Below are 14,524 nucleotides of genomic sequence, written 5' to 3' on the forward strand. Positions count from 1 at the left end.
CATGAGCGAGAAAAATCCCCTGCCGTTTGCCAAGACCCAGTCCAAGGCCATGTTGCTGTGGGTGCTGGCGGTGCTGATTGGCCTGCCGTTGATATTGCCTTCGGCGACCCTGGCCACCGAGATCCTGATCTTTGCCATGGCCGCCCTGGCCTGCAACCTGTTGCTGGGCTACACCGGATTATTATCATTCGGCCAAGGCATCTTCTTCGGCGCCGGCGCGTATTGCGCGGCGCTGCTGATGATCCACCTGCAACTGGGGCTGTTCACCGCATTGCTCGGCGCCGCCATCGCCGGTGGGTTCCTGGCCTTGCTGGTGGGCGCCCTGGCGATCCGCCGCACCGGCATCTACTTTGTGATGCTGACCCTGGCCTTCAGTCAGATGGCCTACTTCGTCGCCTACACCCTCAGTGACTGGACCGGCGGCGACAACGGCCTGCTCAGCGTGCCGCGCCCGGAGATTCGCCTGGGGGACACCGTGTTGTTGTCGCTGGCCGATGCCCGTGCCTTCTACGGTTTTGTCGCGGTGCTGTTCCTGCTGATCTTCATCGGCGCACGCCGGGTGATTGCCTCGCCCTTCGGCAGCACGCTGATGGCGATCCGCGAAAACGAAACCCGGGCCTCGGCCATCGGCTATGACACACGCCACTTCAAGATCCTGGTGTTTGTGCTGTCCGGCGCGGTGACCGGGATTGCCGGGGCGCTGTACGCGATGCTGCTGCACTTTGTGCCGTTGTCGAATATCGACCTGGCGATGTCCGAGAACATCCTGATCATGACCATCGTCGGCGGCACCGGCTCGTTGTTCGGCTCGTTGCTGGGCGCCGGCTCCATCGTGCTGCTCGGAGATTTCCTCTCCGACCTGTGGCCACGCTGGCTAATGCTGCTGGGGGTGATCCTGATCCTGGTGGTGATCTTCATGCGCGGCGGTTTGTGGGGCGGCCTGGCGTCGCTGTTCGAGAAGGTGCGCGGCAGCCGCAAGAGCGTCGTCGTCGCCAAGGAGGAAGGGCTATGAGCATCCTGCTGGAAACCAAAGACCTGGAACTCGCCTATGGCGCGTTCTACGCGGTGAACGGCGTGAACCTCAAGGTCGAGGCGGGCACTATCCATACCATCATCGGCCCCAACGGCGCGGGCAAGACCAGCCTGTTCCACTGCCTCACCGGCGAACGCCAGGCCACCGCCGGGGCGATCCACTTCGACGGCAAGAACCTGATGCGCAAGCCTGCCCACGGCCGCGTCGGCCTGGGTATGGCGCGCTCGTTCCAGCTCACCAGCCTGTTCCAGAACCTCAGCGTGCGCGAAAACCTGCGCCTCGCCGCCCAGGGCCGCGACGGTGCACGCGCACTGAATTTCTGGCGCCGCGTGGACAGCAAGCGCGAACACCTGGAGATGGCCGACCAGGTGCTGGAACGCCTGCAACTCACGGCCCGCGCCGACACCCTGGCCGGTGAGTTGTCCCACGGCCAGCAGCGGGTGCTGGAGGTGGGCATGTCGATCTGCTCCAAACCGAAACTGTTGATGCTGGATGAGCCCACCTCGGGCATGGGCATCGACGATATCCCGATCATGACCCAGCTGATCAGCGACCTCGGCCGCGACCACACGGTGCTGCTGATCGAACACAACATGAGCATTGTCATGTCCATCAGCCAACGCATCACAGTGATGAGCCACGGCCAGATCCTGGTGGAAGGCACGCCGGAATTCGTGCGCGCCGATGAACGTGTGCGCACTGCATACCTTGGGGAGGCTGCCTGATGCTGATCGTCGAGAATATCCACTCCTACTACGACAAGAGCCACGTGCTGGAAGGCGTGTCGCTGACCGTCAACCCCGGTGAGCTGGTGACGCTGCTGGGCCGTAATGGCGCCGGCAAGACCACCACCCTGCGCAGCATCCTCGGCATCATTTGCCCGCGCCAGGGCCAGATCCACTTCAACGGCCAGGCACTGGTGGGCCAGAAGATCTTTGAAATTGCCCGCCAGGGTTTGGCGCTGGTGCCGGAGAACCGTGGGATCTTCCGCCTGCTCACGGTCGAGGAAAACCTGCGCATCGCCGCACGCAAGACCAGCCGCTGGCAGCTCGAAGACGTGTACGCCATGTTCCCGCGCCTCAAGGAACGGCGCAAAAACGCTGGCCACGCGCTGTCCGGCGGCGAGCAACAGATGCTCGCCATCGCCCGCGCGCTGCTCAACGACCCCAAGCTGCTGATCCTCGATGAACCCACCGAAGGCCTGGCCCCGGTGATCGTCGACGAGCTGGTGAAGATCCTGCGCAAGATCAAGGACGACGGCCTGCCGGTACTGCTGGTGGAACAGAACCTGATGGTCTGCGACAAGCTCGCCGACCGCCATTACGTACTTGAACAGGGCCGTGTCGTATACGAAGGCAGCGCCGAAGCTTTCCGCGCCGACCCTACGATCAAAAACCGTTATTTGGCCCTGAGTGCCTGACCGGAGATTGCAGATGAATAGTTTTGCGCAACCGCTCAAGAGCAACGCCCCGCTAATCAACCGCGACCGCCTGTGGCAATCGCTGATGGACCTGGCCCAACTGGGCGCCACGGTAAAAGGCGGCGTGTGCCGCCTGGCCCTCACCGACCTCGACCGCCAGGCCCGCGACCTGTTTGTGCAATGGTGCGAGGCCGCCGGGTGCAGCGTCAGCGTTGACGCCATCGGTAACATCTTTGCGCGCCGTGCCGGGCGCAGTCCGGCCCTGCCCCCGGTGATGACCGGCAGCCATATCGACACCCAACCCACCGGCGGCAAGTTCGACGGGTGCTACGGGGTAATGGCGGGACTGGAAGTCATCCGCACCCTGAATGATTTGAAGATTGAAACCGAAGCGCCGATCGAAGTAGTGGTGTGGACCAACGAAGAAGGCTCGCGTTTTCCGCCGTGCATGATGGGTTCCGGGGTGTTTGCCGGTAAGTTCGATTTGCAGGACACCCTCGACAAGCTCGATGACCAGGGCCTGTCAGTCGGCGCCGAATTGCAGCGCATCGGATACGCCGGCTCCCGCGCCGTGCTCGGCCACCCGGTCGGTGCCTACTTCGAAGCGCATATCGAACAAGGCCCGGTACTGGAAGACCAGGCCACCACCATTGGCGTGGTCATGGGTTGCCTGGGCCAGAAGTGGTTCGACCTGACCTTCACCGGCGTCGAGGCCCACGCCGGCCCGACGCCGATGCACCTGCGCAAGGACGCCCTGGTCGGCGCCGCCGAGGTGGTCAGCGCAGTCAACCGCATCGCCCATCAACAGCAGCCCCACGCCTGCGGCACGGTGGGTTGCCTGAGCCTGCACCCCGGTTCGCGCAACGTGATTCCCGGCCAAGTACACATGACCCTCGACCTGCGCCACCTGCACGCGGACACGCTGCAAGCCATGGTCGATGAAGTGCGCGGCGTGATCGAAGCCACGGCCGCCAGGCACGGGTTGACGTTCGAACTGACCCCTACCGCCGACTTCCCGCCGCTGGACTTCGCCCCGGCCTGCGTCAACGCCGTGCGTGAAGGTGCCGAGGCCTTGGGCTTGAGCCATATGGACATCGTCAGCGGCGCCGGGCACGACGCGATTTTTGTCGCGGAGCTGGGCCCGGCCGGGATGATTTTCGTGCCGTGCGAAGGCGGCATCAGCCATAACGAAATCGAAAACGCCGCGCCGGACGACCTGGCGGCGGGCTGCGCGGTATTACTGCGGGCCATGGTTAATGCAGCCCAGGGGGAAATCGCATGAGTGAGATCGGCCAACTGACGGCAGTGCAACTGCTGCTGCATTTTCGCGACAAGACCTTGTCGCCGGTGGAGGTCACCGAAGACGCCTTGCTGCGGATCGAACGCTACAACCCGGTGGTGAACGCCTACTGCCACGTGGACCCGGAAGGCGCGCTGAACGCCGCGCGCGCGTCGGAACAACGCTGGCTTAACGGCCAACCCTGCGGCGCGCTGGACGGTGTGCCGGCGTCGATCAAAGACCTGACGCTGACCGTCGGCATGCCAACCCGCAAGGGCTCGCGCACCACATCGGCCGAAGGCCCGTGGGAGGTGGACGCGCCCTTCCCGGCCTTTATGCGCAAGGCCGGCGCGGTGCTGCTGGGCAAGACCACCACCCCGGAATTCGGCTGGAAAGGCGTCACCGACAACCCGCTGTACGGCATCACCCGCAACCCCTGGGACACCCGCACCACGGCGGGGGGCTCGTCCGGCGGCGCAGGGGCAGCGGCGGCGTTGAACCTCGGCGTGTTGCACCAGGGCAGCGATGCGGGCGGTTCGATCCGGATTCCCTGTGCATTCACCGGCACTTTCGGGATCAAGCCGACCTTCGGTTATGTGCCGCAATGGCCGGCCAGCTCCATGACCATCCTCTCGCACCTGGGGCCGATGACCCGCACGGTGGAAGACAGCGTATTGATGCTGCAAACCATCGCCCAGCCGGACGCGCGCGATGGCTTGATCGGCGCGCCACGCACCACACCGTGGCTGTCGGGCGCAGCGGATTTGAAAGGCTTGCGCGTGGCCTACAGCCCCAACTTCGGTTACGTGGATGTCGACCCGCAGGTGGCCAAGGTGGTCGCCCAGGCGGTGCAAGGCCTGGTGCAACTGGGCGCGCAGGTCGAGCAGATCGACCCGGGTTTCAGTGACCCCCTGGAGGTGTTCAGCACCTTATGGGCAGCCGGCGCGGCACGCCTGACCGGGCCCATGAGCGAGGCACAAAAACAACAGCTGGACCCTGGCCTGCTGCGCATCGCCCAGCGCGGCGAGCGGTTGAGCCTGGATGACTTCAACGCAGCCCTCGAAGCCCGCGCCGCCCTGGTGGCGCGGATGGCAGCGTTCCATGAGCACTACGATGTACTGGTATCGCCGATGATGCCCATCACCGCATTCGACGCCGGGCACGACGTCCCCCCCGGCTCCGGCTTACAGGAATGGACACAGTGGACGCCCTTCACCTACCCCTTCAACCTGACCCAACAGCCGGCGGCATCGGTGCCGTGTGGGTTGGCGGCGAATGGCTTGCCGGTGGGCTTGCATGTAGTCGGCGCGCGGTTTGCCGACGACCAGGTGTTGCGGGTGTGCCACGCCTACGCGAAGGCCTTCCCGACCCAGCACCTCCAAGCCCCACAAACCCCAACCTGAAAGGCACTCCCTGTAGGAGCCGGCTCCTACAGATCTAACCACTCAGGTCGGCTACCAGGCCGCCGTGCTCTTGCTTTTGATCTTGATCTTAGGCGCCCCGTCAAACACGCTGGCCGGAATTCGACAGGGATTTGGGGGGTAAACCGGCAGGGACGCCGGTTTAGCCGCCCCGCGCCATGGATGGCGCGTGGCGGCGGCCCCCCAAATACCTGTCGGATTACGGGCACACCGAGCCTAGGCGAGGTGCCGAGTGTTGGGGCAAGAGCCCTTTGGTTACTTTGGGGCTCTTTTCCAAAGTGACCCGCCGTAAGGGCGGAACCAATAGCAGCCGTTACCTAAATAACGGATATGTACACAGCACCACCGCCATCGCAGCCAATCCCCCTCCCACAGTTTCAACCACATTCCATTACACTGTCCCCCATTCATCCCCGGGGGGCTTCATGGACATCGAACTGGCACGCACCTTCCTCGAAATCACCCGCTGCGGCAGCCTGGCCGCAGCCGCCGAGAAACTGCACGTCACCCAGACCGCCATCACCGCGCGGGTCAAAAGCCTCGAAAGCCAGCTAGGCAGCACACTGTTCATCCGTAACCGCGCTGGCGCCAGGCTGACCGCCGACGGCGAGGCCTTCGTGGTATACGCCAACCAATTGCTGCAAACCTGGGAAGCCGCAAAACGCGACCTGCCGCTGCCCGATGGCTACCGCAACGTGCTGCACATCGGCGGCGAGGTCAGCCTGTGCAACCCGTTGATGCTCGGCTGGGCCCAAGCCCTGCGCCAACACATCCCGGGCCATGCACTGCGTACCGAAGTGCGCGAAGGCGACTACCTGTTGCGCCAGCTGGAACTGGGCGTGCTCGACGCTGCCTTGGTGTTCCAGCCGCAGTACTGGCCCGGCTTGCAAGTGGAGCAGGTGCTGGAAGAAAAACTGATCCTGGTGCAACTGGTGAGCAACCCGGCCCCCTACGTGTACATCGATTGGGGGCCGGGCTTTCGCCAGCAGCATGACGCCGCCCTGCCCGACAAGGCCCGCGCCGCGTTGAGTTTCAATCTTGGCCCGTTGGCGCTGCAGTACATCCTGGAGAACGGCGGCGCCGGCTATTTCCGTACCCGCGTGGTGCAAAGCTACCTCGACAGCGGCGTGATGCAGCGCGTGCCCAAGGCGCCAGAGTTCAACTTCCCCACGTTTGTGGTGTATTCACGGGCGCGGGATTCGGCGGTGTTGCAACAGGCGCTGGTGTTGCTGCGTGAGGTGGTCAAGGCCGAAAGTGACTGGTCGCAGCGCTGGGACCCGCTGATTTGAAGCAACAATATCCGTCGCGCATGCTAGCCTGCGGGTGTTTCCTTTCGCAGCCTTACCGATGAACAAGAAAAAGTCCGTCACCATCAGCGACATCGCCAAACGGGTCGGCATGACCACCATCACGGTGTCCCGCGCACTGAGCAAACCCGACCTGGTCAAGCCGGCCACCCTGGCGCGCATCCTCGAAGTGGCGCGGGAAATGGACTATGTGCCCAATGCCTTCGCGCGCGGGCTCAAACGCAGTGAAAGCCTGATCATCGGCGTGATCACCGCGTCCGTCGACAACCCGTTCTACAGCGAAATGATCAAGGCGATTTCCCGCGAGGCCAAACAGCACGGCTACACCATCATGCTGGTGGACACCGATGAGCTCGAAGAGCTGGAAAGCAAAGCCGTGGATACCCTGTTGGGCTACCGCGTGGCCGGGATCATCCTGTCGCCGGTCTCGGATGAGCCGAGCTACCAGCCCGATTACCTCGAACGCCTGGGCAACGGCAAGACGCCGGTGGTGCTGCTCGATCGCACAATCCACGACAGCCCGTTCAGCCGCGTGGTGCTCGACAACTACCACAGCGGCATCCAGGCCGCGCACTACCTGCTGCGCCAGACGCCCGACCTCAAGCGCCTGCTGGTACTGACTGGCCCCGAGCACTCGCGCATCACCGTCGAACGCCTCAAGGGCCTGCGCGAAGTGCTGGCCGAGCACCCACAGGTGCAGGTCGAAGTACAGGCCGGCGACTACACGCTGATGCCGTCCTACCTGCACACCCTCGACTACCTGGCCGAACACTCGGCGCCAGACGCGATCATGGGCTTCAACCAGTTGATCACCCTGGGCGCCCTGCGTGCGTTGCGCATGCACAACATTCCCCACGACAGCCTGACCATCTGCGGCATCGACCGCCTGCCCTTCGCCGATATCTTCGGCGTGCCTATCGCCTGTGTGGCCCACGATGCATCCCTGGCCGGCAGCAGCGCGGTACGCCTGCTGCTCGACCGCCTCGAAGACCCGCACAAGCCACGGGACAAGGTGGTGATCGCCGGCCAGTTGGAAAACGGCTAGCGGCTGGTGTAGCCGCCGTCGATGGGCAGGCTGACGCCGCTGATCATGCTGGCGGCGCTGCTCAGCAGGAACAGCACCGGCAACGCCACTTCGACGGTTTCAGCAAAACGCCCCAGTGGAATGGCCGCCAGCGCCGGGTCGCGCTTGGCCGGCTCGGACCAGGCCATGGCCGCCATCGGCGTGAGCGTGACCGTCGGGTTGACGCTGTTGACGCGAATACCGAAGCGGCCCCACTCGGCGCACTGCACGCGGGTGATCGCATCCAGCGCGGCCTTGGAGGCGCAGTAGCCGAGGTGATCGTCCAGGGCCACCAGTGAGGCCTGGCTGGAGACATTGACGATACTGCCAGCGATGTGTGCTTCGATCATTTTCGCCGCTACCCGGCTGCCGACCTGGGCGGCGGCGCGGGCGTTGACGTGCATCACCTGGTCGAAGGCGTCGGCGCTGATAGCGGCGGCGGGCTCCAGCCGCGAGATGCCGGCGCAATTGACCAGGCCGTGCAGCGGCGGCAGGTCCTTCAAGGCGTTGTCGAGGGCGGCGCTGTCGGCGATGTCCAGGCACAGGGTGTGGCAGCCGAGTTGAGCCAGGGCCTGCGCGTCACGGCCGAGGGCGAAGACGTCGGCGCCACTGGCGATAAGCTGTTGGGCGATTTCACGGCCGATGCCGCTGCTGGCGCCGGTGACGAGGATGCGCTGGTGGGTGAAGTTGAAAGTGGTGGTCATGATCACTGTTCCATAGGCGATGAAGATCCCGTGTGGGAGCTGGCTTGCCTGCGATAGCGGAGTGTCAGCCAATCCATCTGGTACTGATACACCGCCATCGCAGGCAAGCCAGCTCCCACAGGGGATTGTGTTGAGTCAGTTGGTTTGCAGGTTGTGCATGATCGGTTTCAGGGCCGGATACAGCTTCAGGTACTCGCCGAACGCACGGTCGTACGCCTCGACATTTTCCGCCTTGGGTTCAGCCCGCAACGCCAACTGCACCCACCCCTTGTCCATCTCCCCATCACTCACCAACCCCACCGTGTGCGCCGCCAGCAACGCCGCGCCCAGCGCCGCTTCCACCTCCTGGACAATGGTGTACACCGGGTACCGCGTGACATCCGCGATAATCTGCATCCACAGGTCCGAATGGCTTGCCCCACCGACCACGATCAAGCGTGGGTCCAGGGAATGCGCGCCGCGCGTGCCCGCTTCGATGTTGTGGCGCAAGGCCAAACTCACCCCCTCCAGCACCGCGCGATACAGGTGAATGCGGCTGTGGTAGAGGTTCAAGCCGACAAAGCTGCCACTGGCGCGGTCATCCCACACCGGGCTGCGTTCACCCATCAGGTACGGCAGGAACAACAGGCCTTCGCTGCCCGCCGCAATCGTCATCGCGCGCTGCTCCAGCAGCACCAGGCTGTCCTGGCCGGTGGCCTTGGCCTGCTGCTCCTCGGCCTGGCAGAACTGCTCGCGAAACCAGCTCACCGACGCACCGGCCGTGATCGCACCGCCAAAGATGTACAGGTCACGGTGGCCGTTGTAGACGTGGGGCATGCTGACCAAGCCGTGATGGGCGTCCACCTGTTGGTTCAGGTAGCCCCAACACATGCTGGTGCCGATCATTGCCACGTGGTTGCCCGGCTGGGTCACCCCCGCAGCCAACGTGGCCATGGCCGCATCAACGCCACCGGCCAGGATCGGCGTACCCGCCTGCAACCCCAAGCGCGCTGCCCACGTCTCCAGCAACCCGCCTACGACTTCTGCGGAATACACCAGCCGCTCCGGCATCATCGCTTGCGGTATGCCCAGCGCATCGAGCATCTCGGCAGACCAGCCACGCGCCTTTACGTCATAGACACCGCCGATATTGCCGGCGCTGCTATGGTCCACCGCCAGCTCTCCGGTGAGGCACCAGTTGATGTAGCTGTTGGGCGGCAGCAAGTAACGGGTTTTCGCCCACACCTCTGGCTGGTGCTGCTTGAGCCAGAGCATCTTGGTGAAGCCGTAGTAGCTGTCCACCGAGTTGCCGGTGACCGCGAACAGCCGCTCCAGGTCTACGTGCTCGCGTACCCAGGCCACCTGCTCGCCGGCACGGCGGTCCATCCAGATCAGGCACGGGTGCAGCGGTGTGAGCTGCGCATCCACCGCAATCCCCGAACCGCCATACAGGCTGCTGATGCACAGGGCCTTCACGTGATCCTTGGCCACGCCGGCCTTGGCCATGCACTGCGCCACGCACGCCTCGACCGCATCGAGCCAGACCTGCGGCCATTGCTCGGCCCAGCGCACTTTCGGGGTATCCACACGATACCCCTGGCTGTGCTGGGCGATGATCGTGCCATGGGCATCCACCAGCAGCGCCTTGGTACTCTGGGTTCCTATGTCGACCCCCATCACGTAGTTCATGCTCAGACCACCGGCTTCAGCAGCACCTTGATCGATTTGGTCGAGTTGGCCAGCTCGAAGGCTTCGGCCCAATCGTCCAGCGGGAAGTCATGGGTGACGATACCTTTGGAGGTGACCAGGCCGCGCTCGAACAGGTCGATGGCAACGGGGTAGCAATAGGGGCCGAGGTGCGCGCCACGTACGTCCAACTCCTTGCGGTCACCGATGATCGACCAGTCGACGCTGGTCTCGGCGCCAAACACGCTGAACTCGACAAAACGCCCGAGCTTGCGGATCAAATCCAGGCCCTGGGTCACGCCGGCCGGCACGCCGGTGGTTTCGATGTAGACGTCGCAGCCATAGTTGTCGGTGAGGCCGTTGATGATCTCGCGGGCGTTGTCGCGCGACGGGTTGATCACCACATCGGCGCCGAATGTCTTCGCCAGCTCCAGGCGCTCATCGACCATGTCGATCACCACCAGTTTCTTCGGGGTTTTCAGCGCGGCGACCTGGACCATGCACAGGCCGAGGGTGCCGGCGCCGGCGATCACCACCACGTCGTCGAGCTGGATATCGCCACGGTTGACGGTGTGGATCGAACACGCCATCGGTTCCACCAGTGCCGAGTCTTCCAGCGACACCGACTCGGGAATCTTGTGCACGATGGCGGTCTTGGGGATCCGCATGTACTGGGCCATGCCGCCTTCGGCGACTTCGCGCTGGAAGCCGAAGATGTTGTGCACTTCGCACATCCAGTACTTGCCGGATTTGCAGAAGCGGCACTTGCCGCAGGGCACGATCTGCTCGGCGATCACCTTGTCGCCTACCGCGACTTCAAAGTGCTCTTCGGCGCCCTCGCCCGCCTCCACCACATAGCCGAAAAACTCGTGCCCCGGCACCACCGGCGCCTTGACCCACGGGTTGTCGCCACCCCAGAACATCGCCGCGCCGGAGTGGCACTTGCAGTCACTGGCGCAAATGCCACAGGCGGCGATGCGGATCACCAGTTCATTGGCGCGCGCCTGGGGTTTGCCGATGCGCTCCAGGCGATAGTCTTTGGGGCCGTGGCAAACGACGGCTTGCATTTGGGTGTGCTTGTCCATGGTGTTAGGTCCTGTCTTGAGTTTATTTATGGCGCTGACGGCTGATGAAAATCGCCAGCAAAATGATCCCGCCCTTGATCACGCTCTGGACGTAGGGCGAAACGCCGAGCATGTTCAGTCCGTTGTTCAATACGCCGAGCAGCATGGCGCCAAGCAAGGTGCCGACGATCACGCCACGCCCACCGGCGATCGACGCACCGCCGAGCACCACGGCGGCAATCGCATCCAGCTCGAACGACACGCCGGCATTCGGCTGGCCGCTCATCAAGCGTGAGGTAAGTACCAGCCCGGCAATCGCCGCCGTCAGGCCGCTGATGCCGTACACCAGCAACTTGAAGCGCGCCGCGCGCACGCCGGACAAGCGCACCGCTTCTTCATTGCCGCCGATGGCGTAGATGTAGCGGCCGATGCGCGTGTGTTGCAGCAGCACATAGGCGGCGGCGTAGGTAATCAGCATGATCAGGATGGGCACTTCGATGCCGAACAAGCTCTGGCGACCAAAGAAGCCAAACCACTCCGGCAACCCGGAAATCGGGTAGCCGTCGGTGTACATCAGGCCCAGGCCCCGGGCGATGCCCATGGTCGCCAGGGTGACGATGATCGGCGGCATGTGCAGGTAGGCGACGAACAGGCCGTTGCCGATGCCGAAGGCCACGCCGATCAACATCCCCGCGCCAATCGCCAGGCCCGGCGGCAAGCCCGCGACCATCAGGCCGGCGGTGAGCGTGCCGGACAACGCCATCACCGGCCCTACCGACAAATCGATGCCGCCCGTGAGGATCACGCAGGTCATGCCCACCGCGATAATCGCGTTGATCGACACCTGGCGGGCAATGTTCGACAGGTTGCTGGCGGTCAGGAAGGTGTCGCTGGCGAGGATCATCACCAGGGTCACCACCACCAGCCCCACGAACGGATAAAAGGCCGGCGAGCGCACCAGCCGCGCCAGGTTGAGGCGCAGCCGGCTGTTGTCGCCGGTACTAATGGACGTATTCACTTGAGCCCCCTGTTGCATGGCGCATGACCTCTTGAGGATTGACGGCGGACGCTTCCAGCAGCTTGACGATGGCGCCCTTGTGGAACACGGCAACGCGGTCGCACATGCCGATGATTTCCGGCAACTCGGAGGAAATCATGATGATTGCGTAGCCCTGTTCGGTGAGGTTGCGCATCAGCGTGTAGATCTGCGCCTTGGCGCCCACGTCGATGCCACGGGTGGGTTCGTCGAACACCAGCACGTCGCAGTGGTGGTTGATCCAACGGGCGATCACGACCTTTTGCTGGTTGCCGCCGCTGAGGTTGAACACCCGGCTTTCACTGCTGGGGGCCTTGATCGACAGTTGTTTCATCAGGCCCTCGACGCTGGCGCATTCGCGGCTTTTGTCGATCAGGCCCGAGGCGTTCTGGTACTTGGGCAGGTTGTTCAGGGAGATGTTTTCGCGAATGCTGAAATCGGTGATCAGCCCTTCGCTCTTGCGGCTTTCCGGCAGCAGGCCGATGCCATGCGCCAAGGCCTGGGCCGGGTCGTCGAGGGTGATTTTCTCGCCGCGCAACCACACGTCTTTGCTCACCGATGGCAGAGCCCCCATCATGCCCAACGCCAGTTCGGTGCGACCGGAGCCCACCAGCCCGGCGAACCCGAGGATCTCGCCCTTGTGCAGCTGGAAGCTGTTGTGAGGACCGTTGCGCACCAGTTGGATGTCCTTGACCTCCAACAAAAGCGGGCCGCGCTCGCTGTTCGGTTTGGGTGGAAAACTGCATTCCAGGCGGCGCCCGACCATCATCTCGACCAGCCGGTCGATATCGCTGTCGGCCACGTCGGTGACGCCCACATTGCCGCCGTCGCGCAACACGCTGATGCGGTCACACACCTGGAAAATTTCCTCCAGGTGATGGGAGATGAAAATCACCGCCACGCCCTGGCGCTTGAGCTCGCGCATGATCTCGAACAGCAGCTCGGCCTCGCTGGGCGTCAGCGTCGCGGTGGGTTCATCCAGCACCAACAGGCGCGCATCCAGGGCCAGGGCCTTGGCGATTTCGACAAACTGCTGTTCGGCCACGCTCAGGTGCTTGACCGCGCATTGCAGGTCGATGGTCACGCCGAGGCGCTTGAACAAGGCCTCGCTGGCCTCGACCATTTCGCGCTTGCGCAACAGGCCGAAGCGGTTGCTCAGCTCATGGCCGAGGAAGATGTTTTCCACAGCAGTGAGGTAGGGAATCAGGCTGAACTCCTGGAACACAATGCCGATGCCGGCGGCAATCGCATCACGGTAGGTCGCGAATTGCCGGGGCTGGCCGTCGATCAGGATCTGGCCCTCGTCTTGATGCTCGACGCCGCCGAGGATCTTCATCAGCGTCGATTTGCCCGCGCCATTTTCCCCGAGCAAGGCGTGGATCTCGCCGCGCTCGACTTCTAAGTTGATGGACTTGAGGGCCTGTACGCCCGGGTAACGCTTACAGATATTTTCCAGCTTCAGAAGACTGCTCATACCGCCGACCTCGTATTCAGAAGGATGACCTGGGCCCCACGGATTGCGTGGGGCCTGGGTGATTTACCAGCTGAAATCCTTGGCCTTGGCCTGGTCGATCAGGGTGATGTCCACCGGGATGGTGGCCGGCACTTGCGAGCCCCACTTCTTGGCCAGGGCGATGCCCAGGGCAAGGCGAATCTGGTCGCGCGGGTACTGGGCCGAGGTGGCTATGAATTTGCTGCCGGGCTTCTGGATCGCCTTGATGGCTTCGGGCGCGCCGTCGACACTGACCAGCTTCACGTCCAGGCTGCTGGCCTCGATGGCCGAGAGCGCGCCGAGCGAGCCGTTGTCATTCACGCTGAAAATGCCCTTGAGGGTGGGCTGGGCTTGCAGCATGTTCTCGGTGACGGTCAGCGCCTGGTCACGTTCCTGCTTGCCGTTCTGGATGCTGACGATCTTGATATCGGGGTGCTTGGCCACGGCCTCTTTGCAACCGCGCACACGCTCCAGGATCGGCACCACGGCGATGCCGTCGAGGATCGCGATATTGCCTTTGTCGCCGATGTTCTTGGCCAGGTATTCACAGGCCTGGAAGCCAGCGTCAAAGTTCTTCGAGCCGACGAAGGAATCCAGCGGGCCGTCGGCCTGGGCGTCCACCGCGACGACCACGACACCGGCGGAGTGGGCAGATTTGACCGCCGATTGCACGCCGACCGAATCAGTGGGGTTGATCAGCAGGATATCGATGCCTTTTTGCAGCATGTCTTCGACGTCACTGACCTGCTTGGACACGTCGTGGCGGGCGTCGGTGATGATCAATTTCGCGCCGATGGTCGCCCCGGCTTCTTCGAGGGCGTTTTTCATGGTGACGAAATAAGGGTTGTTGATTTCCTGGAAGGACGCGCCGATGCGGATCGGCTTGGCAGCGTCGGCGAATGCTGGGGAGACAGTGCCGAGGGTGATGCTTACAGCCAATAAACACAGGGTTTTCGGGAGCATTTTCATGGCGTGGTTCTCTGTTTTGTTTTTATTGTTAGAGCAAATGTTATCGTTAACATTTTGCGAGAAACTAGCAA

The 14,524-nt window shown here is 63.4% G+C and carries 13 protein-coding genes; 7 read left to right on the forward strand and 6 right to left on the reverse strand.

What is annotated here, in order from left to right; translation table 11 throughout:
* Position 1: 1 nt before the first annotated feature.
* The 7 genes from KHP07_RS19665 (at position 2) to KHP07_RS19695 (ending at position 7,505) form a co-directional block, all read left to right on the forward strand.
* Entirely contained in the window at positions 2-1,012 is a 1,011-nt protein-coding gene (locus KHP07_RS19665; RefSeq protein WP_078049324.1) for a branched-chain amino acid ABC transporter permease, read from the forward strand.
* Complete coding sequence (locus tag KHP07_RS19670; RefSeq protein WP_214497827.1) at positions 1,009-1,758, forward strand: ABC transporter ATP-binding protein; 750 nt, start codon at positions 1,009-1,011, stop codon at positions 1,756-1,758. Before KHP07_RS19665 ends, KHP07_RS19670 begins: the two co-directional genes overlap by 4 nt.
* On the forward strand, positions 1,758-2,453 hold the full coding sequence (locus KHP07_RS19675) for an ABC transporter ATP-binding protein (RefSeq protein ID WP_214497828.1): 696 nt from the start codon (positions 1,758-1,760) through the stop codon (positions 2,451-2,453). The genes KHP07_RS19670 and KHP07_RS19675 overlap by 1 nt, the downstream gene beginning before the upstream one ends.
* Positions 2,454-2,466: 13 nt before the next feature.
* Positions 2,467-3,735 (forward strand): Zn-dependent hydrolase, encoded by a 1,269-nt coding sequence (locus tag KHP07_RS19680; protein ID WP_214497829.1) that lies wholly within the window; start codon positions 2,467-2,469, stop codon positions 3,733-3,735.
* Positions 3,732-5,135: an amidase gene (locus tag KHP07_RS19685; protein ID WP_214497830.1), complete on the forward strand. Its 1,404-nt coding sequence runs from the start codon at positions 3,732-3,734 to the stop codon at positions 5,133-5,135. Before KHP07_RS19680 ends, KHP07_RS19685 begins: the two co-directional genes overlap by 4 nt.
* Positions 5,136-5,578: 443 nt before the next feature.
* A complete protein-coding gene (locus KHP07_RS19690; protein ID WP_078049328.1) occupies positions 5,579-6,442 on the forward strand; it encodes a LysR family transcriptional regulator in 864 nt (287 codons plus the stop codon).
* A gap of 58 nt (positions 6,443-6,500) precedes the next feature.
* Positions 6,501-7,505 (forward strand): LacI family DNA-binding transcriptional regulator, encoded by a 1,005-nt coding sequence (locus KHP07_RS19695; protein ID WP_078049329.1) that lies wholly within the window; start codon positions 6,501-6,503, stop codon positions 7,503-7,505.
* Here KHP07_RS19695 and KHP07_RS19700 read toward each other — a convergent pair.
* From KHP07_RS19700 to KHP07_RS19725, 6 genes are all read right to left on the reverse strand, one after another.
* Positions 7,502-8,227 (reverse strand): SDR family oxidoreductase, encoded by a 726-nt coding sequence (locus tag KHP07_RS19700; RefSeq protein ID WP_099492975.1) that lies wholly within the window; start codon positions 8,225-8,227, stop codon positions 7,502-7,504. The two genes, KHP07_RS19695 and KHP07_RS19700, sit on opposite strands and share 4 nt — an antisense overlap.
* 135 nt (positions 8,228-8,362) lie before the next feature.
* Positions 8,363-9,895, reverse strand: a complete 1,533-nt coding sequence (locus tag KHP07_RS19705; RefSeq protein WP_214497831.1) for an FGGY-family carbohydrate kinase — start codon at positions 9,893-9,895, stop codon at positions 8,363-8,365.
* 2 nt (positions 9,896-9,897) lie between these two features.
* Entirely contained in the window at positions 9,898-10,977 is a 1,080-nt protein-coding gene (locus tag KHP07_RS19710; RefSeq protein ID WP_214497832.1) for an alcohol dehydrogenase catalytic domain-containing protein, read from the reverse strand.
* A gap of 22 nt (positions 10,978-10,999) precedes the next feature.
* A complete protein-coding gene (locus KHP07_RS19715; protein WP_078049333.1) occupies positions 11,000-11,992 on the reverse strand; it encodes an ABC transporter permease in 993 nt (330 codons plus the stop codon).
* Positions 11,958-13,466, reverse strand: a complete 1,509-nt coding sequence (locus KHP07_RS19720) for a sugar ABC transporter ATP-binding protein (protein WP_214497833.1) — start codon at positions 13,464-13,466, stop codon at positions 11,958-11,960. Before KHP07_RS19720 ends, KHP07_RS19715 begins: the two co-directional genes overlap by 35 nt.
* 63 nt (positions 13,467-13,529) lie before the next feature.
* Complete coding sequence (locus KHP07_RS19725; protein ID WP_214497834.1) at positions 13,530-14,453, reverse strand: substrate-binding domain-containing protein; 924 nt, start codon at positions 14,451-14,453, stop codon at positions 13,530-13,532.
* Positions 14,454-14,524 lie beyond the last annotated feature (71 nt).

The sequence above is a fragment of the Pseudomonas sp. VS40 genome, assembly GCF_018587885.1.
Classification (GTDB): Bacteria; Pseudomonadota; Gammaproteobacteria; order Pseudomonadales; family Pseudomonadaceae; genus Aquipseudomonas; species Aquipseudomonas pergaminensis.

Coding starts and splice junctions, on each gene's coding strand:
- KHP07_RS19665 (WP_078049324.1), top strand. CDS start 2: ATGAGCGAGAAAAATCCCCTGCCGTTTGCCAAGACCCAGTCCAAGGCC.
- KHP07_RS19670 (WP_214497827.1), top strand. CDS start 1,009: ATGAGCATCCTGCTGGAAACCAAAGACCTGGAACTCGCCTATGGCGCG.
- KHP07_RS19675 (WP_214497828.1), top strand. CDS start 1,758: ATGCTGATCGTCGAGAATATCCACTCCTACTACGACAAGAGCCACGTG.
- KHP07_RS19680 (WP_214497829.1), top strand. CDS start 2,467: ATGAATAGTTTTGCGCAACCGCTCAAGAGCAACGCCCCGCTAATCAAC.
- KHP07_RS19685 (WP_214497830.1), top strand. CDS start 3,732: ATGAGTGAGATCGGCCAACTGACGGCAGTGCAACTGCTGCTGCATTTT.
- KHP07_RS19690 (WP_078049328.1), top strand. CDS start 5,579: ATGGACATCGAACTGGCACGCACCTTCCTCGAAATCACCCGCTGCGGC.
- KHP07_RS19695 (WP_078049329.1), top strand. CDS start 6,501: ATGAACAAGAAAAAGTCCGTCACCATCAGCGACATCGCCAAACGGGTC.
- KHP07_RS19700 (WP_099492975.1), bottom strand. CDS start 8,227: ATGACCACCACTTTCAACTTCACCCACCAGCGCATCCTCGTCACCGGC.
- KHP07_RS19705 (WP_214497831.1), bottom strand. CDS start 9,895: ATGAACTACGTGATGGGGGTCGACATAGGAACCCAGAGTACCAAGGCG.
- KHP07_RS19710 (WP_214497832.1), bottom strand. CDS start 10,977: ATGGACAAGCACACCCAAATGCAAGCCGTCGTTTGCCACGGCCCCAAA.
- KHP07_RS19715 (WP_078049333.1), bottom strand. CDS start 11,992: ATGCAACAGGGGGCTCAAGTGAATACGTCCATTAGTACCGGCGACAAC.
- KHP07_RS19720 (WP_214497833.1), bottom strand. CDS start 13,466: ATGAGCAGTCTTCTGAAGCTGGAAAATATCTGTAAGCGTTACCCGGGC.
- KHP07_RS19725 (WP_214497834.1), bottom strand. CDS start 14,453: ATGAAAATGCTCCCGAAAACCCTGTGTTTATTGGCTGTAAGCATCACC.